General features: G+C 70.9%; 23 protein-coding genes. 9 read left to right on the top strand and 14 right to left on the bottom strand.

The features are described from left to right. Nucleotides 1–18: 18 nt before the first annotated feature. From B0I32_RS50595 to B0I32_RS50560, 8 genes are read right to left on the bottom strand one after another with little or no spacing between them, the layout of a single operon-like run. Nucleotides 19–2763 carry a glycoside hydrolase family 38 N-terminal domain-containing protein gene (locus tag B0I32_RS50595; protein ID WP_106252016.1) on the bottom strand — a complete coding sequence of 915 codons (2745 nt, stop codon included), beginning with the start codon at nt 2761–2763 and terminating at the stop codon, nt 19–21. After that, nucleotides 2760–3839 (bottom strand): Gfo/Idh/MocA family protein, encoded by a 1080-nt coding sequence (locus B0I32_RS50590; RefSeq protein WP_106252014.1) that lies wholly within the window; start codon nt 3837–3839, stop codon nt 2760–2762. Before B0I32_RS50590 ends, B0I32_RS50595 begins: the two co-directional genes overlap by 4 nt. Next, on the bottom strand, nt 3836–4729 hold the full coding sequence (locus tag B0I32_RS50585; protein ID WP_106252012.1) for a TIM barrel protein: 894 nt from the start codon (nt 4727–4729) through the stop codon (nt 3836–3838). Before B0I32_RS50585 ends, B0I32_RS50590 begins: the two co-directional genes overlap by 4 nt. Beyond that, nucleotides 4720–5898 (bottom strand): CehA/McbA family metallohydrolase, encoded by a 1179-nt coding sequence (locus tag B0I32_RS50580; protein WP_106252011.1) that lies wholly within the window; start codon nt 5896–5898, stop codon nt 4720–4722. Before B0I32_RS50580 ends, B0I32_RS50585 begins: the two co-directional genes overlap by 10 nt. Continuing rightward, nucleotides 5895–6959: an ABC transporter ATP-binding protein gene (locus B0I32_RS50575; RefSeq protein ID WP_106252009.1), complete on the bottom strand. Its 1065-nt coding sequence runs from the start codon at nt 6957–6959 to the stop codon at nt 5895–5897. Before B0I32_RS50575 ends, B0I32_RS50580 begins: the two co-directional genes overlap by 4 nt. Further along, nucleotides 6959–7777 carry a carbohydrate ABC transporter permease gene (locus tag B0I32_RS50570; RefSeq protein WP_106252008.1) on the bottom strand — a complete coding sequence of 273 codons (819 nt, stop codon included), beginning with the start codon at nt 7775–7777 and terminating at the stop codon, nt 6959–6961. Before B0I32_RS50570 ends, B0I32_RS50575 begins: the two co-directional genes overlap by 1 nt. Then, on the bottom strand, nt 7774–8706 hold the full coding sequence (locus B0I32_RS50565; RefSeq protein ID WP_245956654.1) for a carbohydrate ABC transporter permease: 933 nt from the start codon (nt 8704–8706) through the stop codon (nt 7774–7776). The genes B0I32_RS50570 and B0I32_RS50565 overlap by 4 nt, the downstream gene beginning before the upstream one ends. Next, the gene (locus tag B0I32_RS50560) at nt 8681–10072 is read right to left on the bottom strand and encodes an extracellular solute-binding protein (protein WP_245956653.1); all 1392 of its coding nucleotides are present in this window, start codon (nt 10070–10072) and stop codon (nt 8681–8683) included. Before B0I32_RS50560 ends, B0I32_RS50565 begins: the two co-directional genes overlap by 26 nt. 186 nt (nt 10073–10258) lie before the next feature. Here B0I32_RS50560 and iolC point away from each other — a divergent pair, with 186 nt between their 5' ends. From iolC to B0I32_RS50530, 6 genes are all read left to right on the top strand, one after another. Beyond that, entirely contained in the window at nt 10259–11197 is a 939-nt protein-coding gene (iolC, locus tag B0I32_RS50555) for a 5-dehydro-2-deoxygluconokinase (RefSeq protein ID WP_219912435.1), read from the top strand. After that, on the top strand, nt 11194–12111 hold the full coding sequence (locus B0I32_RS50550; protein WP_393271769.1) for a Cgl0159 family (beta/alpha)8-fold protein: 918 nt from the start codon (nt 11194–11196) through the stop codon (nt 12109–12111). The genes iolC and B0I32_RS50550 overlap by 4 nt, the downstream gene beginning before the upstream one ends. After that, nucleotides 12108–12947 carry a 5-deoxy-glucuronate isomerase gene (iolB, locus tag B0I32_RS50545; protein ID WP_106252004.1) on the top strand — a complete coding sequence of 280 codons (840 nt, stop codon included), beginning with the start codon at nt 12108–12110 and terminating at the stop codon, nt 12945–12947. Before B0I32_RS50550 ends, iolB begins: the two co-directional genes overlap by 4 nt. Then, nucleotides 12947–14791, top strand: coding sequence for a 3D-(3,5/4)-trihydroxycyclohexane-1,2-dione acylhydrolase (decyclizing) (gene iolD / locus B0I32_RS50540; RefSeq protein ID WP_181308697.1), 1845 nt, complete (start codon nt 12947–12949; stop codon nt 14789–14791). The genes iolB and iolD overlap by 1 nt, the downstream gene beginning before the upstream one ends. A 61-nt stretch (nt 14792–14852) precedes the next feature. Continuing rightward, entirely contained in the window at nt 14853–15836 is a 984-nt protein-coding gene (locus B0I32_RS50535; protein WP_245956652.1) for an AI-2E family transporter, read from the top strand. Between the two features lie 60 nt (nt 15837–15896). Continuing rightward, nucleotides 15897–16559: an HAD family hydrolase gene (locus B0I32_RS50530; RefSeq protein ID WP_106252100.1), complete on the top strand. Its 663-nt coding sequence runs from the start codon at nt 15897–15899 to the stop codon at nt 16557–16559. Between the two features lie 5 nt (nt 16560–16564). Here B0I32_RS50530 and B0I32_RS50525 read toward each other — a convergent pair whose 3' ends face one another. Continuing rightward, nucleotides 16565–17113, bottom strand: a complete 549-nt coding sequence (locus tag B0I32_RS50525; RefSeq protein WP_106252002.1) for a DivIVA domain-containing protein — start codon at nt 17111–17113, stop codon at nt 16565–16567. A gap of 94 nt (nt 17114–17207) precedes the next feature. On the opposite strand from B0I32_RS50525, the gene B0I32_RS50520 reads away from it, so the two are divergent. Beyond that, nucleotides 17208–17936: an ATP-binding cassette domain-containing protein gene (locus B0I32_RS50520; RefSeq protein WP_106252001.1), complete on the top strand. Its 729-nt coding sequence runs from the start codon at nt 17208–17210 to the stop codon at nt 17934–17936. Next, a complete protein-coding gene (locus tag B0I32_RS50515) occupies nt 17933–18601 on the top strand; it encodes a hypothetical protein (protein WP_106251999.1) in 669 nt (222 codons plus the stop codon). Before B0I32_RS50520 ends, B0I32_RS50515 begins: the two co-directional genes overlap by 4 nt. A 141-nt stretch (nt 18602–18742) precedes the next feature. On the opposite strand, the gene rlmN is transcribed toward B0I32_RS50515, so the two are convergent. Beyond that, nucleotides 18743–19843, bottom strand: coding sequence for a dual-specificity RNA methyltransferase RlmN (rlmN, locus tag B0I32_RS50510; protein WP_106251998.1), 1101 nt, complete (start codon nt 19841–19843; stop codon nt 18743–18745). Nucleotides 19844–19963: 120 nt separating this feature from the next. Here rlmN and B0I32_RS50505 point away from each other — a divergent pair, with 120 nt between their 5' ends. Continuing rightward, complete coding sequence (locus B0I32_RS50505) at nt 19964–20983, top strand: suppressor of fused domain protein (RefSeq protein ID WP_106251996.1); 1020 nt, start codon at nt 19964–19966, stop codon at nt 20981–20983. 12 nt (nt 20984–20995) lie between these two features. On the opposite strand, the gene B0I32_RS50500 is transcribed toward B0I32_RS50505, so the two are convergent. From B0I32_RS50500 to tsf, 4 genes are all read right to left on the bottom strand, one after another. Continuing rightward, nucleotides 20996–21835 (bottom strand): phosphatidate cytidylyltransferase, encoded by an 840-nt coding sequence (locus B0I32_RS50500; RefSeq protein WP_181308687.1) that lies wholly within the window; start codon nt 21833–21835, stop codon nt 20996–20998. Between the two features lie 169 nt (nt 21836–22004). Beyond that, nucleotides 22005–22562, bottom strand: a complete 558-nt coding sequence (frr, locus tag B0I32_RS50495) for a ribosome recycling factor (protein ID WP_106251995.1) — start codon at nt 22560–22562, stop codon at nt 22005–22007. Between the two features lie 43 nt (nt 22563–22605). After that, a complete protein-coding gene (gene pyrH, locus B0I32_RS50490; RefSeq protein ID WP_219912434.1) occupies nt 22606–23304 on the bottom strand; it encodes a UMP kinase in 699 nt (232 codons plus the stop codon). A gap of 145 nt (nt 23305–23449) precedes the next feature. Further along, nucleotides 23450–24283, bottom strand: a complete 834-nt coding sequence (tsf, locus tag B0I32_RS50485; RefSeq protein WP_106251991.1) for a translation elongation factor Ts — start codon at nt 24281–24283, stop codon at nt 23450–23452. Between the last annotated feature and the right edge of the window lie 370 nt (nt 24284–24653).

The raw sequence follows: 24653 nt of genomic DNA, 5'->3' as shown, positions 1-24653 counted from the left end.
GTGCGTTCGATTCGTTACTCAGAGTTTACGGAACTGGATGGTCGCGATCTCCCAGGCGTCCAGCGGCAGCCGCACCTCCCCCTCCGTGATCTCGATCGGGTCGCCGGGGCGGCCGCGCAGGTCCGCGTGGCGGGCGGCCACGAGGTCGCCGGAGATGACGGCCTCGGTGGGGTTCGGGGTGGAGGCGACGACGCGGAGCTCGTGCCAGCCGTCGCGTTCGCGCAGCGAGGTCATCGTCACGCCGTGACCCATCACCGAGATCCCGGCCCCCGCCTCGGGCAGCGGCAGGAACGGCTCACCCTGGCCGGGCACCACCAGCAGGTCGTGCCGGAAGGACTCGGCCGCGGGCACGACCTCCTCCCACGAGCCTCCGTACGGCATCAGCGCCAGCTCCACCGTGCGCAGCCCGCGGGACTGGGCGGCGGGGGTCGGCAACTGCGGGCCGGCCGGCTCCGGACGCAGGACGTTGCGGTTGCGCGACAGGTAGCCGACCGAGCGGAGCAGTGTCAGGGCCAGCTCGGTGCCGCCGTCGATCACCTCGTACTCGGTCACGTGCTCCAGCAGCGCGGCCACGCCGCCCGCGGCCACCCAGGAGGAGGCGGGGAAGGTGGGCAGCGGTTCCTCGCCGCAGCCGCCCTCGGAGGTGAGCCCCCGGGTGACGACCGCGAACTGCCCTTCGGCGTGCGACTCGGTGGCCGTCTGCGGCAGCGGTATGTGCAGGCGTACGCGGTGGTCCTCGCAGCGGTTGTCGAACTCGACCCGCAGCCGCACGAACGGCTCGCCGGCGCGCAGCTCGACGCGGGTGTTGACGACGATCTCCTCGACCCTGGAGCTGCGCGTGATGGCGGGGATCTCCGGGCTGCCCGCCGAGATCTCCGCCGAGGCCGGCCAGTTGTAGACGCGCCGGACGTCGACCGCCGCGATCAGCGGCCCCGAGGTGACCGGCTCGATGGTGACCATCTCCGCCTCGACCACCTCCTGGTCTGCCAGCGGGGGCGCGTAGTTGTAGGTGTCGCCCACGTCGCCGCGGTTGACGATGCGCCCGGCGCCGGTGACGGTGGTGCCGTCCTCGCCGACCAGCGTCAGCGTGCCGTCGCGGGCGATCAGGACCCGGAGCAGCCCGTTGTCCAGCACCTCCTCGTCGCCGCGCACCGGCAGGGGCGCGGAGTCGGACCTGAGCCAGCAGGCCGGGTGGTGCTCGCGCAGGCTGTGGTCCTCCGGGACGCTGGGCGGCCCGTAGACCTGGTCGCGGGGCGCGGGGCGGACGCTCGTGTGGCCGAGCGGGGGGACCCCCACCAGGGCCGCGACGGTGCGCCGGGGCTCGGCCTCGATGCGGACGCGGGTCACGCCGTCGATGGAGCGGCGCAGTTCGTCCATGTCGACGAGCTCCGACGTCTCCCGCGCGACCTTGAACGTCAGCGTCCCGTCCTCGACCGACCAGGCGGTGATCTGCTGCCCGTACAGCTCGGTGCCGTGGACGAAGGTCAGCGCCGTGGCGGGGTCCATGGTCTCGTCGAGCAGCAGCGTGGAGGCGTACTCCAGCGGCTGCGTGGGCACGGGCCGGCCGGCCGGGTCGATCAGCGGGTCGCTGCCCGCCACGTCCACGACGACGACGCCCTGCCGGGCGGCCGGCGTCGGGTTGACGACGAGCGCCGCGTCGGACGGGACGGAGCGCGCCAGGCGGGCGGTCACCATGTCGCGCACGGCCTGGCCGAGGTGCTCGGCCTCGGCGACGCGGGCGGCGACCTGCTGGGCGGTGTCGTCGACGCCGCAGCCGGTCACGGAGTCGTGCCCGCTGGCGTCCACCAGCCGCCACCACGCCATGTCGAGGAAGCGACCGGGCCACTCCTCGCCCCAGAGGGCGGCCAGCGGCTCGGCGTAGCGCTCGACCATCCGCTCGGCCCGGCTCATGGCCTGCTTGACGTGGGCGCGGATGGAGATGACGCCGGGCAGGATGTTGGCCCTGGCGTGGGAGCGCAGCTCGCCGTGCACCTCCGGCAGGCCCTCGACGTCACCGCTGTACGCGCCGATGTAGCCGGACAGGGTGTCCATCCGGGCGTCGATGGCGGCGACCATGTCCGGCAGCCCGCGTACGGGGGCGGAGTGGTCGGTGCCGTACATGGCGAGCAGCGGCCCCTCGGGACCGTGCCAACCGCGCATGGTCGTGACGAAGGACTCCGCCCGCTCCTTCAGCCCTTCGGTGTCGGAGAACAGGTGGGCGCCGTTGCCGTAGCCGCCCGCGGGCAGGTACTGGGTGCGCAGCGCGGTGCCGTCGGGGGCGACCCAGGCGAAGGCGTCGGTGGTGACGGAGGACGGGACGCCGCGGTAGACGCAGGCGTGCAACAGCCCGGCCTTGCGCAGGATCTGCGGCATCTGGGCGGTGTGGCCGAACATGTCCGGCAGGTAGCCGACCGGCATGGCGCCGCCGAGCTTGTCCGCCCTGGCCATGCCGAGCTCCAGGTTGCGGATGATGTTCTCGCCCGAGCACAGGAACTCGTCGAGCAGGATCTGCCACGGGCCCACGGCCAGCCGCCCGGACTCCACCAGGGCGGCCAGGCGGTCGCGGTTCTCCGGGCGCACCTCCAGGTAGTCGTCCACGCAGGCGAGCTGCCCGTCGAGGGTGAAGTGGTAGGCGGGCTCGCGTTCCATCGTGTCGAGCACTTCGTCCATCAACGCCACCAGGCGCAGCCGGAAACGCTGGAAGGGTTCGTACCACTCCCGGTCCCAGTGCGTGTGCGGAACGACGACGATCTCCTTGCTCACGCTGCCTCCCCTCCAATGGGCAGATCATGCTGCACGGCGTAACGGGCCGCGATCCGCTGCGCCGTGACGATGTCCTCGAGCCCGCCACCCGCGTCGGTGAGGGGCGGCTTGCCATCGTTCACGTAAGCATGAAAGGCCGCGAGCTGTACTTCGAACGCCTCAGTCACCTCGCGCCAATGTGCCCTGCTCTCCGCGTCGGACACCACGGTCAGCGTGGTCGGCGCGTTCATCAGGTACGGCGAGGGGAAGACCAGTTCGAGGGAGCCGCGATCGTGGTGGATCGCCACGGTCTCGCGGTAGGCGGGATAGTCCTCCAGATAGTGCCAGCGCAGGGAGAACCTGCCCCGGACCGGCAGCGGCCCCGAGATCTCGATGGAGCCGGGGGCCGAACCCCACGTCTCGACGTACGAGATCTCCTGGGGTGAGCCGGTGAAGCGGCGCAGGAGCGACAGGTCGTGACAGATGGAGCCCAGCGCCACCCCGTACAGGTTCCTGACCGGTTCGGGGGCCGCCTCGCCGAGCGCCCGCGACACCAGTTCGTGCTCGGCCGCCCGCAGGGAGGCGAGCAGGTCCTGGTCCACGTCGCGTGCCTGGGTCAGGTTGGCGAAGGCGAGCTGCGACTCCCCGCTCGGGTGCAGCACGGTGACCTCGACCGCGCGGATCGCCTCGGGGCCGCCGAGCGCGGCCAGGGCCTCCTCGGCCCGGCGTACGGCGGGGTCGTACTGCTTCATGTAGCCGACCATGAGCCGCCCTTCCGGCAGCGCGGCCACCTCGGCCCTGGTCAGCGCGAGCGGCTTCTCGCAGAGCACGGCGTACCCGGCAGCCAGGGCCTTCCTGACGGTCTCGCCGTGCGAGCCAGAGGCCAGCACGACGACGGCCTCGAAGCCGCCGGCGGCGAGCAGGTCGTCCACCGACGTGTATCGTCCGGCGGCGCCCAGCCGGTCGCCCACGGCGTCGGCGAGCGTGCGCGACAGGTCGCAGACGGCGCTCACCTCGAACAGGTCACGCCGCCGCGACAGCAGCGGCACGTAGACCGCCTGGGTGACGGCCCCGCAACCCACAAGCGCGATTCTCAAAGTCCCAAGTCCTTCAGCATCTGACGGTTGGCCGCCTGGTCGGCGATGTTCTGGGCGACCGAGCGCCGGCCGGGCAGGGTGTCCTGCTCGATGATGATCCAGCCCTCGTAGTCGATCTCGTCCAGCGTGCGCACCACGGCGGGCAGGTCCAGCTCGCCCTCGCCGAGCCGGGCGAACCCGCCGCGGCCCATGAGCTCGCGCAGGTCCACGCCGTCGGCCAGGGCCTGGGCCAGGATCTTCGTGTCGCCGTCCTTGATGTGCACGTGGTCGACCCGGTCGGCCCAGGCGCGCAGGCACTCGACCGGGTCGCCCCCGGCCAGCAGGAGATGCCCGGTGTCGAGGCAGAGGTGCACGTCGGTGAGCTCCAGCAGGCGTTCGACGTCCTGCGGCGTCTCGATGTTCGTGCCGAGGTGGTGGTGGAAGGCGGGTTCGAACCCGCGCTCCCTGCACCGGTCGGTGGCCTCCTGGATGCGGGCGGCGTAGGCGGGCCAGTCGGAGGCGGCCAGTCCTGGAACGCTCCCGCCGGGCCGGGCGAAGCGCTCGGCCGAGGTGGAGCAGGCCAGCGTGGGCCGCGGCGGCAGGTCACCGGCGGGGGCGGCGGCGAACACGTCGAGCGCCGCCTCCAGCGCGGGCAGCCCGCTCGCGTAGGCGTCCGCGTCCTCGTAGCGCAGGTCCACCCAGCCGCCGGCCAGCAGCAGCCCGGCGCCGGCCAGCCGATCGGCCAGCTCGGAGCCGGTGCCCAGGTAGCCGATGGGCCCGGAGTCGATGCCCTCGTAGCCGGCGTCGGCCAGCGCGCGGACCATCTCGTCGGGGCCGAGCGGCGGCGGCGCGTCGCTCAGCTCGAAGACGCCGAAGCTCACGGGGGCGTTGGCGATTTTCCTCACGCGCATAGGGCGATCACCTCGTTCTCATAGGTTTCCAGCCGGTGCCGGCCGTCGATCGCCGGCAGCAGCGCGCGTTCGCCGCGCACCACCTGCCGGGTGCCGTCGGGGCGCACCAGCACCAGGCCGTCGGCGTCGAGGGCGAGCAGTTCGTCGCCCAGCCTGAGCAGCAGCGGCGCGTCGGGGCCGGCGGAGACGGCGGTGCGCCCGGCGCGCACGCCGTCGAGCACGGCGCCGGTGTCCTCGGCCAGCACCCACGTCGTGGGCGCGCCGGGCAGGCCGTCGTTGCCGTGCTTGTGGAAGTCGCTGCCGCCGATCACGATCAGGTCGTCGCGCCAGGCGTCCGCCCAGGCCAGCGGGGCGCCCCAGCGGCGATCCCACCAGCCGGAATGCCACACCTCGGCGATCGGAGGACGGCGGTCGATCGGCTGCAGCCAGGCGCAGTCGCCGCCGAGCGGATGGTTGATCGACATGAGGCCGCCCGCGCGCTCGGCGTGGTCGAGCCAGGAGTCGGGGCGCTCGCGGAAGTCGACCCAGCCGACGTCGCCGAACACGTTCGCGTGGCCGCGGTCGGTGGTGACCTCCTGGCCGGGGATGAGCGTGATGTCGCGGCCGGTCTTGGCCAGCCAGGGGTGGTGGCTGACCGTGTTGTGGTCGGTGACGGCCAGGAAGTCGAGGCCGCGCCCGTGGGCCAGCTCGGCCAGCTCGGGGATGGTCAGGCTGCCGTCGCTGTGCAGGGTGTGGGCGTGGAAGTCGCCGGCGTACCAGGTCAGGCCGTCCACGCCGGGGATGTCCCGGCGGGGCGGGCGCTCACCGTGCGGCGGCTCCTCGGCCACGGGCTCGGGCGGGGCGACGGGCTCGGCCGTGATCTCCAGGGTGTAGTCCAGCCCCTGCGCCGGGATCCGGTGCAGGCGCAGCCAGACGTGCCACGTGCCCGCCTCCGGCTCGCCCGGCAGGTAGCCGGGGGTGGCCCAGTCGCGGGTGATCGTGTACTCGTCGCGGGCGCCACCCGACCAGCCGCGGAAGCCGTCCGGCGCGCCGCACCCGAGGTCGAGCACCCCTTGCGACCTGTCGTACGACAGCTTCACGTGCACGGCGGCGGTCCCGGCCGGCACCTCGAACGGCACCTCGCGCAGGATCCGCTCCAGCCGGTCGTCCAGCGTCCAGTGGCCTCTCACACCAGTTCTCCGTCCAGGTAGACGAGGGCGCGGTCGCGCCTGGGCAGCGCGTATCCGTCGTCGCCCACGGCGGGCTCGCTGCCCTCGGGCACGACGGCCTGCACGTTCACGTCGTTGACGTCGAGGGTCACCAGGTGGGAGGCGCCCAGGTTCTCCACGATGGACACCTTCCCGCCCAGCGCGCCGTCAGCGGGCTCGGCCGAGTACGTCATGTACTCGGGACGCACGCCGTACACGATCTTCCCTCCGTCGGACAGCCGGCCCTCCGCCGCGGCCGGGACCGCGACCTTGCAGCCCGCCACTTCCAGCGTGTCACCTCGGACGACGCCGTCCAGGAGGTTCATCGGCGTGGAGCCGATGAAGCCGGCCACGAACGTGTTGGCCGGCCGCTGGAACACCTCGGCCGGCGTACCGATCTGCCGGATGTGCCCGGATTCCATGACCGCCATCCGGTCGGCCATGGCCAGGGCCTCGGCCTGGTCGTGGGTGACGAAGACGGTGGTGACGCCCAGCTCGCGCTGCAGCTTCTTGAGGAACGTACGCGCCTCCAGCCGCAGCCGCGCGTCCAGGTTGGACAGCGGCTCGTCGAACAGGAACGCCTGCGCCTGCGTGGCCATCACCCGGGCCAGTGCGACCCGCTGCTGTTGCCCGCCGGACAGCTGCCCGGGGCGCCGGTCCATGAGGTGTTCGAGCCCTAGCCGCGCCCCGACCTCGGCGGCCTTGTCGCGGCGGTCGTTCTTGGACACCTTCTTGATCCGCAGCGGGTAGGCGATGTTGTCCGTGACGTCCATGTGCGGGAACAGCGCGTAGTCCTGGAACACCATGGCCACGTCCCTGGCGCCCGGCTGCACGCCCGTCACGTCCCGGTCGCCGATGACCACGGCGCCGCCGGTGGCGGTCTCCAGCCCGGCGATCGTGCGCAGCAGCGTGGTCTTGCCGCAGCCGGAGGGGCCGAGCAGGGCGAAGAACTCGCCGTCGGGGATGACCAGGTCGAGCGCGTCGAGCGCTCTGACCCCGCCGGGGTAGACCTTGGTCAGCCCGCGTAGTTCGATGGCGGCCATTAACGCTTGATCCCTCCGTGGAAGCGGAAGCCGTACTTCTTGCTGACGAACAGGTACATGAGGACCACCGGGATCGAGTAGAGCAGCCCGAACGTGGACAACATGCTGAGGTTGGCCTGCCCGCCCTCGGTGTACAGCGTGTACGTGATCACCGCCGCCGGCTGCTTCTCCACGTCGCTCAGCAACAGGTACGGCATCAGGAAGTTGCCCCACACGTTGGCCACGGCCCAGACGGCGATGGTCGCGAGGCCGGGCCGCACCAGCGGCACCACCACGTCACGCACGATCTGCAGCGGCGAGGCCCCGAACACCCGGGCCGACTCCTCGTAGGACTTCGGCGTGGAGTCCATGAAGTCCTTCAGCATGAAGATCGCCGCGGGCAGCAGCCCGCCGGTGAGAATGAGGATCAGTCCGAACTGCGAGTCGATCAGGTTCAGCTCCACCGCGAGCTGGAACAGCGGAACCATCGCCGCCGTCCCGGTGATGATCGACGACAGCAGCAGCAACGCGTACAGCAGTGCGTCGCGGCCCGGCAGCCGCACCCGGCTGAGCGCGTACGCGGCCAGCGCCGCGAAGATCACGACCAGCACGGCGGTGCCGGCCGACAGCACGACCGAGTTCCACAGCGACGGCAGCGCGTACGGGTGCTCCAGCAACGCGGCGAAGTTGTCCCAGGTGAAGTCCGGCACCCGCACCTCGTACGTGGGGTCCGAGGTGAACGGCGCCGTCACCAGCCACAGCAGCGGCACGGTGAAGAAGGCCAGCAGCACCGCGATCAGCGTGTAGAACCCGATCCGGCCCAGGACGAAACGCGTCATTTCTTGCTCCGCAGCAGCCGCAGGTAGAACACCGCCACGACCAGGTTGATCAACAGGATGATCGTGGAGACGGCGGCGCCGTAGCCCAGTTCACCGCTCTGCAGCGCCACCTTGTACACGTGCACGGCGAGCACCTCGGACTTGCCGTCGGGGCCGCCCGCGGTGAGCAGGAACGGGCTGAAGTCGTTGAACGTCCACAGGCTGATCAGCAGCAGGTTGGTCAGGATGTGGCCTCTGATGTGCGGGAACACCACGTCCCTGAGCTGCTGCCAGCCGGAGGCGCCAGCCAGGCGGGCGCTCTCCAGGTGGGAGGGGGGCACGTTGCCGAGGGCGGCGCCGTACAACATCATCGAGAAGGCCGTGCCGCGCCAGGTGTTGAACACGATGATCGAGAGCATCGGGTGGTCGAGCAGCCAGGCGAAGCCGGGCAGGCCGAGCAGCGCGTTGAGCGTGCCGCCGTCGCGGTCGAGCAGCGCCACCCACAGGAACGACACGATCGCGCTGGGCAGGATCCAGGCCAGGATGACCAGGCCCTCGACCACGCGCTTGAGCGGGCCGCGCCGGTCGCGCAGCAGCCAGGCGATGGCGAAGCCGAGGCCGACCTGCCCGATGACGGCCGAGCCGAGCACGAACTGCACGGTCAGCCAGGTCGAGCTCCAGAACGTGGGGTTGGAGACCGCGTCGAGCAGGTTGTCCAGGCCGACGAACTGCGGCTCGGCGGCCGCGGTGCCGGTCAGGCGGTAGTTGGTGAGTCCGAGATAGAGCACCCAGAGCGCGGGGAAGACGAGGAAGACCGCGATGAGCAGCAGGGCCGGCGCCGCGAAGGCCCCGGCCCGCGCCTTGCCCAGGCCCGCCGCGTCAGAGCTGTAGCGGGGGGCCTGCGCCTCGTCCTCGGGCCGCGTCTCAGGAGGCGATGTTGCCTGCGCCACCGACGATTCCTTCGAGCTTCTTCTGGTAGTCGGCCGCGACCTGGTCGGGCGCGGTTCCGCCGACGACCGCCGCGGTCGCCTCCTGCAGCGCCACCGACACCTGCGGGTAGGCGGCGACCGGCGGCCGGTAGGCCGTCAGCGGCAGCACCTTCTCCGAGATGAACGTCAGCAGCGGCTCACCGGCGAGGATCTCCTTGTTGACGTCGCTGCGCGGCGTGATGCGCACATTGCCGTCCTTGGTCTCCTCCTTCAGCGCCTCCGGGGAGAGCATGAAGGTCAGCAGCTCGAAGGCTTCCTTCGGGTGCTTGGTGTTGGGGTTGACCGTCCGCAGCGCGCCGCCGGACATGCTGACGAAGTCCTGGCCGCGGATGCCCTTGCCGGGCTCCATGGCCGGGATCATGGCGTAGCCGACGACCTGGTCGCGGTCGGCCATCTTGGCCACGCCCGTCTTGGGGTTGACCACGCCGCGCCAGAAGTAGTCGCCCTCCATCAGGATGCCGATCTTGCCGTCGGCGAACTGCTGGAACGACTTGTCGCGGCCCTTGGCCTCCTGCTGGAGCTTGGGGTCGCCGAGGCCGCCGCCGTAGATCTTCTGGTAGAGGCCGAGCGCGTCCTTGAGCGGCTGGGAGGCGCCGCTCCACTTGCCGTCCTGCTGCACCTCGCCGCCCGCGCCGGCGAGCAGCGGCAGCACGCCCTGCATCGAGGTGGCCTCGCCCATGGCGGTGCCGGCGTTGATCTGGATCGGCACGGGCACGCCGGAGGACTTGAGCTTGGTGCCGGCGTCGAGGACCTCCTGCCAGCTCTTCGGCTGCCAGTCGGCGGGCAGCCCGGCCTTGGCGAACAGGGTCTTGTTGAAGTAGAGGACGCGGCCGTCGGTGCCGACGGGCAGGGCGTACTTCTTGCCGTTGAACTCGGTCATCCCCTGGACCGCCTCGGGGATCTGCGACCAGCCGTCCCAGCTGTCGGCCTCGGCCCCGGCCACCTCCGTCAGCGGCTTGATGTAGCCGGCCTCGGCGAACTCGCCGGCCCAGATGCTGTCGATGTCGATCACGTCCGCGCCCTTGCCGGACTTGAGGTCCAGGGAGAGCTTGGTCTTGTACTGCTCGTCGTCGACGCCGCTGGGAACGAACTTGACCGTGACGTCCTTGCCCTTCGCCTTCTGGGCCTCCTGGAACTTGGGGATGACCCAGTCGGCGATGAACTTCGCGGCCGCCTCGTTCTTGCCGCCCTGGATGGCGTTCTGGGCGATCGTCAGCTCGATCGCGTCACCGCCTCCCCCGGACGACGACTGGCCGCAGGCAGCGAGCCCCAGACCGGCCGCGGCGATGACCGCGACCACACCTACCGACCGTTTCCGCAGTGCCATGCAAACCCTCCGACGTGTGCTTTTGGGGAGGAAGCCAGAAGGTCCAATATGTCATGACATATATATGACGTAAAGACCTTGCCATAGGGCCCCCAGGCTGAGGACATCTGGCAACATAGCGGACATCCGAATGTCATGACAATATGCCATAGTAGCCACGCAAAGCTCGGGCCCCCTGGAGGTGCGTTGTACGACCTGATCACGTTCGGGCGCAGCGGCGTCGACGTCTATCCGCTCCAGACCGGCGTCGGCCTCGCCGACGTCGAGACCTTCGGGAAGTTCCTCGGCGGCAGTCCCACCAACGTCGCCGTCGCCGCCGCCCGCCACGGGCTCAGACCGGCGGTGATCACCGGAGTCGGAGCGGATCCGTTCGGAGACTACGTGCGCCGGGCCATCCGCGGCTTCGGCGTGGACGACGCCTTCGTGCACACCGTCGAAGGCCGTCCGACGCCCGTGACGTTCTGCGAGATCTTCCCGCCCGACCACTTCCCCATCTACTTCTATCGCGGCGAGCATCCGCCCGACCTGCAGATCTCCCCCGACCTGCTCGACCTCGACGCGATCCGCGCGACCGAGCTGTTCTGGTTCTCGCTGACCGGGCTGAGCCAGGAGCCGAGCGCCGCCGCCCACGCCGCCGCCCTGTCGGCGCGCACGTCCGGATGGACGGTGTTCGACCTCGACTACCGGGCCACGCTGTGGGAGTCGCGCGAGGCCGCGCACGAGGCCGCGCGCCGGGCCCTGCCGCAGGTGAACGTGGCGGTAGGCAACCTGGAGGAGGTCGAGGTCGCGGTCGGCGTACGCGATCCGGAGGCGGCCGCGCAGGCGCTGCTGGACGCCGGCGTACGCGTCGCGATCGTGAAAATGGGCCCCGAAGGGGTTTTCGCGCGTACCTCTGAGGAGAGCGCAGTGGTGGAGCCCATGGAGGTGAAGGTGGTCAACGGGATCGGCGCGGGAGACGCGTTCGGCGGAGCCATCTGCCTCGGGCTGCTGCGCGGCTGGCCGCTGGAGCGCACCCTGCGCTTCGCCAACGCGGCCGGCGCGTTCGTCGCGGCTCGCCTGGCCTGCGCCGACGCCATGCCGACGACCGCCGAGGTGGAGGATCTGCTGAACGGGGCCGGATCTTGAGCGACACGACACTGTCCGTGACCGACGCGCGGGCGACCGACTACGCGCGGCTCACGCACATCCGCGCCACCCGGCCGGAGGAGATCGCCGCGGCCGCGGCCCGCCGCGAGCGGCGCGGCCTGCCGGCCGAGGGCGAGCGGCTGCTGATCATCGCCGCCGACCATCCGGCCAGGGGCTCACTGGGCGTACGCGACCGGCCGCTGGCCATGGCCAGCCGCGTCGACCTGCTCGACCGGCTGCGGGTGGCGCTGTCCAGGCCGGGGGTGGACGGCATCCTGGCCTCCCCCGACGTCCTGGAGGACCTGCTGCTGCTCGGCGCGCTGGAGGGCAAGCTGGCCTTCGGCTCCATGAACAGGGGCGGTCTGCAGGGCTCGGTGTTCGAGATGGACGACCGGTTCACCGGCTTCGACGCCGACTCGATCGACGCCATGCGGCTCGACGGCGGCAAGATGTTGTGCCGCATCGACCCCTCCGACCACGCGACCGTGGCCACTCTGGAGTCGTGCGCCCAGGCGGTCACCGGCCTGGCCCGCAGGCGGCTGGTGGCCATGGTGGAGCCGTTCTGGTCGCTGCGCTCGGAGTCCGGCGTCGTCCGCAACGACCTGTCGCCCGACGCCGTGATCCGCTCCATCAGCATCGCCCAGGCCCTCGGCGTCACCTCCGCCTACACCTGGCTGAAGATCCCCGCCGTGGCCGAGATGGAGCGGGTGATGGCCGCGACCACGCTGCCCGCGCTGCTCCTCGGCGGTGACCCGCCCGACATCGACGCCGCCTACGCCGACTGGCACCGGGCGCTGGGCCTGCCCGGCGTCCGCGGCCTCGTGGTGGGGCGCGCCCTGCTCTACCCCCCGGACGACGACGTGGCGACCGCGGTGGACGGCGCCGCAGCCCTGGTGCGAGAGGCTGGAGCATGACCTATCTGCCCTACGGCAAGACCGCCGACGGCCCCTGGTCGGTGCGGATCACCCCGTCGCTGGCGGGCTGGACCTACTCGGGCCTGCGGGTCGCGGATCTGAGCGAGGCTCCGGTCACGTTCGACACCGGTGAGGAGGAGATGCTCGTCCTGCCGCTGGCCGGCTCGTGCACGGTCACCCTGCCCGATGACACGTTCGTGCTGACGGGCCGCGCCTCGGTCTTCGACGGCCCCTCCGATTTCGCCTATATCCCGATTTCTACGAAAATCACCGTGTCGGGCGCGGGACGCATCGCGTTCCCCTCCGCCCGCGCCACCCGGGCGCTGCCCCCGCGCTACGTCGCCGCAGCCGAGGTCTCCGTCGAGATCAGGGGGGCGGGCCGGGCCAGCCGCCAGGTCAACAACTTCTGCAGCCCCGACGCCTTCGACTGCGACAAGCTCATGGCCGTGGAGGTGCTCACCCCCGACGGCAACTGGTCCTCCTATCCGCCGCACAAGCACGACACCCCCAACCCGGGCGAGGCCGTGCTGGAGGAGATCTACTACTTCGAGGTCGGCGACCAGGGCATCGGCTACCAGCGCGTCTACTCCTCCGAGGGAGGCCAGATCGACACCCTCGCCGAGGTCTCATCCGGCGACGTGGTCCTCGTCCCTTACGGCTACCACGGTCCCTCCATGGCCGCCCCCGGCTACGACCTCTATTACCTCAACGTCCTGGCGGGCCCAGGGGAGCAGCGTTCGATGGCGTTCTGCGACGATCCCCGCCACGCCTGGATCCGCTCGTCCTGGGAGGCCCAGCCCATCGACCCCAGGCTGCCCTTCGGGAGGACATCGTGATCCGGCTGACCGTCGCGCAGGCCGTCGTGCGCTTCCTGGCCCACCAGTGGAGCGAACGCGACGGCGTCGAGCGCAGGTTCTTCGGCGGCTGCGTCGGCATCTTCGGCCACGGCAACGTGGCCGGCCTCGGCCAGGCGCTGGCCACCTCCGCCGAGGACCTGCCCTACCACCTCAGCCGCAACGAGCAGGCGATGGTGCACACCGCCGCCGCGTACGCCCGCGCCGGCAACCGGCTGACCACCCTGGCCTGCACCACCTCCATCGGCCCCGGCGCCACCAACATGATCACCGGCGCGGCCGGGGCGACCATCAACCGCCTGCCCGTGCTGCTGCTGCCCGGCGACATCTTCTCCACCCGCGTCGCCAGCCCGGTGCTGCAGGAGCTGGAGGACCAGCGCTCCTACGACATCTCGGTCAACGACTGCTTCAAGCCGGTCTCCCGCTTCTGGGACCGGATCAACCGCCCCGAGCAGCTGCCGTCCGCGCTGCTGGCCGCCATGCGGGTGCTCACCGACCCGGCCGAGACCGGCGCGGTGACGCTGGCGCTGCCGCAGGACGTTCAGGCGGAGGCGTTCGACTGGCCGGACGAGCTGTTCGCCGACCGCGTCTGGCACATCCCCAGGCCGCGCCCGGAACGCGCGGCTCTGGCGCGGGCCGCCGAGCTGATCAGGGCGGCCGAGCGGCCGCTGATCGTGGCCGGCGGCGGCGTGATCTACGGTGAGGCCACCGACGAGCTGCGCGCCTTCGCCGAGGCGCACGGCGTCCCCGTGGCCGAGACCCAGGCCGGCAAGGGCGCGCTGCCGCACGGTCATCCGCTCGCGCTGGGCGCCGTCGGCGCGACGGGCACCACGGCCGCCAACGCGCTGGCCCGCGAGGCCGACGTGATCATCGGCGTCGGCACCCGCTACAGCGACTTCACCACCGCCTCCCGGACGATCTTCGCCCCCTCCGCCCGGTTCGTGAACCTCAACATCACCGGCTTCGACGCCGCCAAGCTGTCGGGCCTGCAACTGGTCGCCGACGCCCGCGAAGGACTGGCCGACCTGACCGAGGCGTGCGCGGGCTGGGGCACGCCGGCCGCCTACCGGGAGCGGGCCGCCGAGCTGACCCGGGCCTGGGACTCCGCCGTTGACCGGGCGTACGCGGTGGAGGGCACCCCCATCCCGCAGTCCGCCGTGATCGGCGCGGTCAACGAGGCGGCGGGCGACGACGGCGTGGTGGTGTGCGCGGCCGGCTCGATGCCGGGCGACCTGCACAAACTCTGGCGGCCCAGCGGCCCCGGCTCCTACCACGTCGAGTACGGCTACTCCTGCATGGGTTACGAGATCGCCGGCGGCCTCGGCGTGAAGATGGCCCGCCCTGAGCGCGAGGTGTTCGTGCTGGTCGGCGACGGCTCCTACCTGATGATGGCCCAGGAGCTCGTCACCGCCGTCTCCGAGGGCGTCAAGCTCGTCGTCGTCCTGGTCGACAACTCCGGCTTCGCCTCCATCGGGCGCCTGTCGGAGAGCGTGGGCGCCGAGCGGCTCGGCACCGCCTACCAGCGGCACGACGGCGGTCCGCTGCCGGTCGATCTGGCGGCCAACGCGGCCAGTCTCGGCGCCACCGTGCTGCGTCCCGAGACGGTCGCCGACCTGCGCAAGGCGCTCGACGACGCACGTTCGGCTTCGGAGACCACGGTCGTCTACGTACGCACCGACCGGATGGCCGACGACGTGCCCTCCTCCGAGGCGTGGTGGGACGTGCCCGTGGCGCAGGTGGGGACGACCAGCGCCACCTACGCGGCGCGGGAGACGTACGAGGCCAGCAAGCGCTCCCAGCGTCCGCACCTGGCCCCGCCCGGCTGAGCAGGGTTGCCCCCGCTGACCTGGGGGAACTCCTCTGACCAGGCAGGATGGGGGGCAGGGGATGAGGCCGTGGCGGCTGCTCGGTTGGATCGCGGTCATCGCGGTGGTCCTCTTCTGCCTCCACCAGGTGCGGACGGTGGCCCTGTCGATCGTCATCGGCGTCTTCCTCACCGCCCTGCTCCGCCCGCCCGCCCGCTGGCTCCGCTCGCGCGGCCTGGGCGCGGCCCTCGCCACCACGATCGTCTTCGCCGGCGGGCTGCTGCTGGCCGGGGGCCTCGGCGCGCTGCTGGGGCCGCCCACCATCGCCAGCCTGTCCGAGCTGGGCGCCAGCCTCGGCACGGTGCTCGACGGCCTGCACGACCTGGCCCTCAGGTTCGGGCTCGACGACCGGCAACTGCTCGGCCAGGCCCGCGACTACCTGGCCGGGCAGGGCCGCCAGGTGGCCGGCGGCGCACTGGCCGGGGTCAAGACGGCGGGCGAGATCGTCGTCGGGGCCGTGCTGGCGGTGATCCTGTCCATCTACTTCGTGCACGGCGGCGACCGGCTCTTCCACTGGCTGCTCCAGCTCGCCCCCGCCGCCGCCAGGCCGCGCCTGGCCGAGACCGGCCGCCTCATCTACTCGGTGATCGGCCGCTACATCCGCGGCATCGCCGTCGTGGGCGCGGTCGACGGGTTCTTCATCGGGATCGCGCTGTGGATCCTCGGCGTGCCACTCGCGCTGCCGCTGGCGGTGCTGACGTTCATCGGCGCGTTCCTGCCGGTGGTGGGGGCGTTCCTGGCCGGGCTGCTGGCCGCCGTGGTGGCGCTCGTGGCCAAGGGCGTGTTCGTGGCGCTGATCGTGGTGGCTGTGACCGTGGCCGTGCAGCAGATCGAGGGGCACGTGCTGGCGCCGCAGATCTACGGCAAGGCCCTCGACCTGCCCGGCGCGGTCATCCTGGTGGCGATCGCGGTGGGCGGCGTGATCGCCGGCATCACGGGCGCCTTCCTGGCCGCCCCCGTGACCTCGGTGGTCGTCGCCCTCCTCCACCGCACCCGGCCCGCCTAGCCTCGCCGAACGCCCGCGTGGCTCAGCACAGGATCCGTGATGACCGTCATGATGGGATTCATGCGATGGGTAACGTTCGACGTTTTCGGAACACTGGTCGACTGGCGGCACGGCATCCGCACCGGCGTCGAGCTGGTCGCCCCGGGGAAGGGAGCGGAGGTGCTGGAGGCGTACGTCAGGCATGAGCGCGACGTCCAGAGCGAGTCGCCCACGATGCGCTACCGCCTGCTGACGGCCGAGGCGCTGCGCAGGGCGTGCGCGGAGGAGAAGGTCGAACTGGGCGCCGACGACGCCTCCGTGCTGGCCGCGACGCTGCCGTACTGGCCGGTGTTCCCCGAGGTCGGGGCCGAGCTGTCGGCGCTGCGCGAGGCCGGGTGGCGGCTGGGGCTGCTCACCAACTGCGACCGTGACCTGGTCGCCGAGACGCGGCGGCGGCTGGCGGTGCCGGTCGAGGCGGTGGTGACGGCCGAGGACGTGGGGGCCTACAAGCCGGCCACGGCGCACTTCGAGGCGTTCGGGCGCGCGTACGAGCCGGAGGTCTGGGTGCACGTGGCCCAGAGCTACTTCCACGACATGGTGCCCGCCCACCGGCTGGGGCTGCCCCGCGTCTGGATCAACCGGCAGGGGCAGCGGCCGGACGACGAGACGATCATCCAGCGCGCCCAGCCGGACCTGCGCGGCCTGCTCGAAGCCGTCGAGAACGCCTCCACGCCGGCAGGCTGAGCGGCTCAGGCGCGCTGCTCCAGGACATCGGCGATGCCCGCGAGGAAGGAGTCGACGTCCGCGATGAGGTAGCCGGACCTGAACAGCACGGTCGAGAACTTCGCCGCCCGCACCTCCTTGGCCGTCACCGGAAAGTCGGTCGTGCCGCGCAGCGTGGCCACGATCCGGTCGAGGAAGGCGTCGATCTCGTCCTCGTTGTAGCCGGTGCCCATGCGGCCGGGACGGAAGGCCACGCGCTCGACGCGCGCGGCCTGCGTCTCGAACCACTCTTCGCGGAGCATCTCGCCGGTCGGCTCGGCCATGGCCAGCCGTACGGGCCGCTTGGCCTGGGTCTCCAGGGCCACCACGAACGCCTCCAGGGCGAAGTCCACCGCGGTCTCCTGGTAGCCGCCGCGCTTGGCGCGGAACGTGGCGCCGCGTACCTCGTCGGCGGTGACGGGCTCCAAGGCGTGCGAGCCTCGGCCCAAGGTCGACTCGATCCGCCCGATCAGGGCGTCGACCTCGACGGGGTCATAGCCTGAACGCATGCCGATGACGCGTGGAAAGCGGTTCAAGCCTCTCTCCTCTTGAGACGTGAAGCTGGGGTGCCGCCTCTATTGTCGGACCTTTATCCCGGCCCTGCGACCCGACCTATACCGTTACAGGATCATGCGTCTATCCCGGGTCTCTTTCCGTTACCGAAGGCGTGAACCTTTCGTCATCGAAGACGTCGACGCCGACCTCGCCCCCGGCGACGTGATCGAGCTGACCGGCGTGAACGGAGCGGGCAAGTCCACCCTGCTCCGCCTGCTGGCGGGCCTGGCACGGCCCACCCGCGGCACCGTCTCCGGCCGCCCGGCGGTCGTCGGCTTCGCCCCCGACCGTTTCCCCACCGACCAGCCGTTCACGGTCACCGGTTATCTGCGGCACATGTCCCGCGTCCGCGGCCGCGCCCGCTGGGAGCCCTGGGCCGAACGCCTGAACATGGGCCGGCTGCTCGACACCCGGCTGCCCGACCTGTCGAAGGGCAGCGCGCACAAGGTGGGCCTGGTCCAGGCGCTGATGGCCGAGCCGGGGCTGCTGATCCTGGACGAGCCGTTCGCCGGCCTGGACGCCGACACCCGCTCGGCCCTGCCCGCGATCGCGACCGAGGTGGCGGCGCGCGGCGGCGTCGTCATCGCCAGCGACCACCAGGGCGGGCTGCGCGGCCTGCCCGGCCTGCGCCACTGGTCCGTGCTGGACGGCCACGTCACGGAGAGCGCGGTGGCTCCCCCGGAGCCCGAGGAACGCGGCCAGGCGACGGTGGCCGTCACCGTGCCCCTCGACGAACTGCCCCGGTTCCTGGCCGGCCTGCGCGACCAGGGTTATCCGGCCCGTGAGATCGAGGAGATCCGATGATCGCCCTGGCCGTCTTCCGGCTGGCCGCCTACATCCGCTCGCACCGGGTGCACCAGGCGCTGCTCCTCACCGTGGCCATGCTCGCGATCGTGCACGGCAACCGGGCGCCCCGGGGCGAGGAGGCCTCCGTGCTCACGGACGGCGCCATCCTCGTCCTCCCCGTCCTGGCCTGGGCGGCCAGGAGCCTGCTCGACACCGAGCCGGACCGTCAGCGGGAGATGTCGGCCGTCCAGGTCGGCGGGCGGGGCAAGGAGGTGGCCGCCGGGCTGCTCGCGGCGTTCGCCGCGACCGCCGTCCTCTCAGCGCTGGCCATGGCCTGGGCGCTGCTGCTCGGCATCACCGGCGCGCCGTCGCCCGGCCTGCTGACCGCCTCATTCCTGCTGTACGCGCTGTCGGCCCTGACCGGCACCGCACTCGGCGCCCTCACCAGCCGGGTCGTCCTGCCGTCGCCCGCCTTCTCGATCATGGCCCTGCTGCTCGGGTTCCTGGCGATGCTGCTGATCAGCGGCACGTCGCTCTACTGGCTCACGGTCCCGCTCATCTCCTGGATGAAGGCCGCGAACGCCGGCGAGCTCGTCGCCCAGCTGCCCGCGCTCGGCTCGATCTCGCTGGCCTGGTGCCTGATCGGCCTCGGCGCGTACGTGTGGCTCCGCCGCAGAACCTGACCCACTCGCACCGGCTCCGCCTCGGCCTCCGGCCGATCTTCACTCGGCCGGCGGCTATTCGGGCGGTGGTGATTCGGCGGCGGGTGCTTCGGCGGCGGTCATTCGGCGGTGGTGATTCGGCGGCGGGTGCTTCGGCGGCGGTTATTCGGCGGCGGCGAGCTGTCCGCAGGCGCCGTCGATCTCGCGTCCGCGGGTGTCCCTGACCGTCACCGGAACCCCGTGGAACTCCAGCCGCCGCACGAACGCCCGCTCGTCCTCCGGCCGCGACGCCGTCCACTTCGACCCGGGGGTCGGGTTGAGCGGGATCAGGTTGACGTGCACCAGCTTGTTCTTGACCAGCTTGCCGAGCAGGTCGGCCCGCCATTCCTGGTCGTTGACGTCCTTGATGAGCGCGTACTCGATCGAGACCCGCCGCTTGGTCCGCGCCGCGTACGCCCAGGCGGCGTCGAGGACCTCGGCCACCTTCCACCGCGTGTTGATCGGCACCAGCGTGTCGCGCAGCTCGTCGTCGGGCGCGTGCAGCGACAGCGCCAGCGTGACCGGCAGCCCCTCGTCGGCGAGCTTGCCGATCGCGGGCACCAGCCCGACCGTGGACACGGTGACCCCGCGCGCCGAGATGCCGAGCCCGTGCGGCGACGGCTCCACCATGCGGCGGACCGCGCCGATCACCTGCTTGTAGTTGGCCAGCGGCTCGCCCATGCCCATGAACACGACGTTGCTGACCCGCCCTGGCCCGCCGGGCACCTCGCCGGCGGCCAGCGCCCGCGCCCCGGAGACGACCTGCTCGACGATCTCGGCGGTGGACATGTTCCGGGTCAGTCCGGCCTGCCCCGTGGCGCAGAACGGGCAGTTCATGCCGCATCCGGCCTGCGACGACACGCACATCGTGACCCGATCGGGATAACGCATGAGCACCGACTCGACCAGCGCCCCGTCGAACAGCCGCCACAGCGTCTTGCGCGTGGTGCCCCCGTCGGTGGTCATCTCCCTGACCGGCGTGAGCAGATCGGGCAGCAGCGTGGACAACCTCTCCCTGGCCGCCGCGGGCAGGTCGGTCATCGCGTCGACGTCGGTGGTCAGCCGCTCGAAGTAGTGGCGCGAGAGCTGGTCGGCGCGGAAGGCCTTCTCGCCCAGCTCGGTGACCGCGGCCCGCCGGTCGGCCATCGACAGGTCGGCCAGGTGCCGGGCGGGCTTGGCCCGGCGCGGCGCGACGAAGGTGAGCTGGCCTGGAGGCTGGGACACGTTACTGCCTTTGCTTTGAGGGGTTGTCGACCAGGGTAATGAACGTTCGGATCGGAGGTGGCATTCCTGGTCACGTCATGGCTCGCGCGTTGGTCACCGCCCGATCTACAGTCATCTCGTATGGCGATTTTTCGGTCGGCATCTGGCGAGGGTGGCACCGAGGTCGTGCTCGCCGCCGGCAACCCGTACGGGAGCCGGACGCTCGTGGTCGAGCGGGACGAGGACTCCTCGGTAGCTTACCTGTGCTCACCCGACGGTGCGGTCCACGGCGCCGTCTGGCTGGCCAACCACCGCCCCGCCCCGGCCGTCGTCGACCTGGCGCGGATCAACGCCGGTCTGCCGCCGCTGATGCCCAGGCCCAACACCCTGCACCCCGGCGGCCGCCGCCCGCTCGGGCAGCTGAGCCCGCTGTGGTTCGAGGAGGGCGACGGCGTGGCGCTCTACGAGGACGACGATCTGCTCGCGGTCATCCCGGGCTGGGCCGACATGAACCGGGGCATGCCGGGGTACGCCCGCGACGCGGTGGGCGAGTCGCCGTTCGCGTGGGCGCTGTCGGAGGCGCTCGAAGGGCTGCGTCCCCGTATCTCCAACGCCAGGTCCTACTGGCGCTGGCGGCACAGCGAGGGGTCGTGGCCGTCGTTCCAGGAGTTCGTGATGGGGCACCTGGACCGGGTGCTGGGGCCGGCGGGCCGCTACTGGGACGCCAGCGGTGACCGGCTGCCCACCGTCGGCATCACCGAACGCCCTCCGGCGCACGACCGCGGCTTCACCGTGCTGTCCACGGTCGGGATGAGCTGCCAGCGCATGCCGACGGTGGAGCAGTGGATCGACAAGCCGGACGCGTACGCCAGGATCGAGCTGGCCGTGGCCACCCGTGAGGATCCGCGGGACGCGGCGCTGCTGCTGGTGTGGCTGTCGCAGTATCCGTGGCACTCGGTCACGTGGCTGGGCCACGGGCACACGGCTAAGTGGTATCACGAGCCTGCGACGTTCCCCCTGGGGCCGCAGTACTCGGGCGTCCTGATGCAGGCCAATCCACCCCACATGCCTGACATGTCAGGATTCGCGTTCGGCGGGGAGGCCGTACGGTGGCTCTGGCTCTCCCCCACCACCACAGCCACAGAAGCCCAGCACCCCTGACCCCCGCCGCCGTCAGAAGAAGATGGTCATCAACGCCCAGACCGGCACCAGCGTCGTCACCAGCGAGTCCAGCCGATCCATCAGCCCGCCGTGCCCCGGCAGGATCGTCCCCAGGTCCTTGATGCCGAGATCCCGCTTGATCATCGACTCGATCAGGTCGCCCACGGTCGCCAGCACCGCCGCCAGCGCGCCGATCAGCGCCCCCTGCCAGATGTCGCCGCCGAGCAGCCAGGTCACCAGCCAGGCGCCCACCGCCGTACACGCGACGATCGACCCGGCCAGCCCCTCCCAGGTCTTCTTCGGGCTGATCACCGTCAGCTGGTGCTTGCCGAACAGCACCCCCGCGATGTAGCCGCCGATGTCGCTCGCCACGGTCACCGCGATGAAGATCACCACGCGGTGGTCGCCGTCGCTCTCCTTCAGCAACAGCGCCACGAACGCGGCCAGCATCGCGGGATAGAGGAGCGTGAGCACCGACGCCGACGCGTCGCGTACGTAGCCGTCCGTGCCGTCGCTGAACATCCGCCAGATGAGCAGCACCAGCGCGGACAGCGCGAACGTGGCCAGCAACCAGACCGGTCCGCCCCAGTACGCCCCCGCGTGCATCGCGACCATGCCTGCCAGCACCGGCGCGGCCGGAACCTTGATGTCACGGGTGGCGAAGGCCTTGACCAGCTCCAGCACGCCCACGCCGACGGCCCCCGCCACCACCAGGAGGAACAGCTCCTTGATGGTGTAGACGGTGCCGATGACCAGCGCGCCCAGCACCACACCGACGGCGATCGCCGCGGGCAGGTTTCTTCCGGTACGGCTGCCGCCGCTCGAGCTGGTGCCAGCCGTACGTTCTTCCACTGAGTTCTCCAAGAGCCCACGGCCCCCGCCGTCGAAGCGAGGGCCGTAGTGCAGACCCGCTACGCTGCGGCGGCCCGTCCAACACGGTCCGCCCTGCGGCGGCCCGTCGCCGGCGCGGTCCGCCCTGCGGCGGCCGGTCGCGAACGTGGTCCGCCCTGCGGCGCGCCGCTCAGACTTCGAGCAGCTCGGTTTCCTTGTGCTTGAGCAGCTCGTCGATCTGGGCGACGTGCTTCTGGGTGAGATCGTCGAGCTCCTTCTCAGCCCGCCGGACCTCGTCCTCGCCCGCCTCGCCGTCCTTGATCATCTTGTCGAGGACTTCCTTGGCGGAGCGGCGGATGTTGCGTACCGACACCTTGGCGTGCTCGCCCTTGTTCCTGGCGACCTTGATGTACTCCTTGCGACGCTCCTCGGACAGCTCGGGGAACGTCACCCGGATCACCTGACCGTCGTCGGTGGGGTTGACGCCGAGGTCGGAGTCGCGGATGGCCCGCTCGATCGCGCTCATCGAGCCCTTGTCGTACGGCTGGATGATGACCATGCGCGCCTCGGGCACGTGGAACGACGCCAACTGCTGGATCGGCGTCGGCGTGCCGTAGTACTCAGCGTTGATCTTGTTGAACATCGAGGGGGTGACCCGGCCCGTACGGATGCTCGCGAAGTCCTCCTTCGCGACCGAAACGGCCTTGTCCATCTTCTCCTCGGCTTCGAGGAGGGTTTCGTCGATCACAGCGGCTCCCTGTCTTCTAGCTGGCGGTCTCGGGCTCGCTCCGTCATTTGCCTGCGGGACTAACCAGCGTGCCGATTTTCTCACCGCGCACCGCTCGCAGGATGTTGCCTTCGCCCATGAGGTCGAAGACGACGATCGGCAGGTCGTTGTCCTTGCACAGGCTGATCGCGGTGGCGTCCATGACCGCGAGGTCGCGCAGCAGCACCTCGCCGTAGTCGAGATGGTCGAACCTGACCGCGTCGGGGTTCTTGCGGGGATCGGAGTCGTAGATCCCGTCCACCTGCGTGCCCTTGAGCAGCGCTTCCGCGCCGATCTCCAGGGCCCGCTGGGACGCCGCGGTGTCGGTGGAGAAGTAGGGCGAGCCGAGCCCGGCACCGAAGATGACCACGCGCCCCTTCTCGAGGTGCCTGATCGCGCGGCGTGGCAGGAACGGCTCGGCCACCTGCTGCATGGTGATGGCGGTCTGCACGCGCGTCTCCACGCCCCGCCGCTCCAGGAAGTCCTGCAACGCCAGGCAGTTGATGACCGTGCCGAGCATCCCCATGTAGTCGGCCCTGGCGCGGTCGATGCCGCCCTGGGACAGGGTGGCGCCGCGGAACATGTTGCCACCGCCGACCACGACCGCGACCTGCACGCCCTCCTTGACCGCCTCGGCGATCGAATCGGCCAGGTGATCGACGATCACCGGATCGATGCCGAGGGGCTCGCTGCCGGCGAACGCCTCCCCTGACAGCTTCAGCATCACCCGCTTCCACCTGAGTGGACCCTGCGGGTTCGGAGATGGGGAAGCCGCCGTCCGTGTGGATTCGTGGGCTGACTCCCGGTGGTCCTGCACGGCGGCGGCCTCCTTCATTCGGCGGATCTGTGAGCTGGCAGCTTGCCTAAGCCTAAGCCTGACCGACCTTGAATCGGACAAAGCCCAGCACCTCGACGCCATTCTCTTCGGCGTACTTGCCCACGCTCTTCTTGTTGTCCTTGACGAAGGCCTGCTGCAGCAGCGTGAAGTCCTTGTACCAGCCGTTCACGCGACCCTCGACGATCTTGCCGATGGCGGCCTCGGGCTTGCCCTCCTCACGGGTCATCTCCTCGAAGAGCTTGCGCTCCTTCTCGACGACCTCGGCGGGCACGGACGCGGCCTTCAGGTACTGCGGAGCCATCGCGGCGGCGTGCTGCGCGACGTCCTTGGCGACCTCGGCGTTCGGCTTGTCCAGCTGGACCAGCACCCCGACCGCCGGCGGCAGCGCCGGGTCGGTCTTGTGCATGTACGCGCCGATGTAGCCGCCCTCCAGCACCGCGAAGCGCCGGATCTCGATCTTCTCACCCAGCGCGGCGTTGGCGGTGTCGAGGAGCTCCTTGACGGTCTTGCCGTCGACGGAGGACTCGAGCAGCGTCGCCACGTCGGCCGGCTTGCTCTCCAGGACGTGCGCGACGACCTGGGCGGCCAGCTCCTGGAAGCGCTCGCCCTTGGCCACGAAGTCCGTCTCGCAGTTGAGCTCGAGAAGCGCGGCAGCGGAGTCGCCGTCCTGCTTGAGCGCCACCAGGCCGTTGGACGCGGTACGGGCCTCACGCTTGCCCACGTCCTTGGCGCCCTTCAGGCGCAGCAGCTCGATGGCGCGGTCGAAGTCACCCTCGGACTCCTCCAGCGCCTTCTTGCAGTCCATCATGCCGGCAGCGGTGATCTCGCGAAGCCGCTTGACGTCGGCCATGTTCACGGAAGCCATTGCTCTTTTTCCTTGTGGGATTTCGTCGTCGTCATCGTGGATGGGGCAGGTGCCGGGATCCGGCCTCCCACCCTCTGTTCGTACGGCAGGCGTATGCCGTACGGGAGCCTTGCCTTACTCGGGGCCCGGGTCGGCCCGGCCTCGCTGCTGCTTCGCTCGGCATACTGCCCAGCCTCGCCTCGGCTTACCACCTCAGCTCAGCACCGCCTCACATCAGCCACAGAACCTGCGCGACCAACCACGGCCGACCACACAGAACGTGCGCAACCAACCTCGGCCGACCACACATCGTGCGCAACCAACCTCGGCCGACCACACATCCATGCGGAACCGACCACGGCCGATCACACAGAACGTGCAGGACCGACCG

It is taken from the genome of Nonomuraea fuscirosea (assembly GCF_003001935.1).
Classification (GTDB): domain Bacteria; phylum Actinomycetota; class Actinomycetes; order Streptosporangiales; family Streptosporangiaceae; genus Nonomuraea; species Nonomuraea fuscirosea.
The sequence above is the reverse complement of the archived record's forward strand: the minus strand, read 5'-3'. Positions and strand labels throughout refer to the sequence as shown.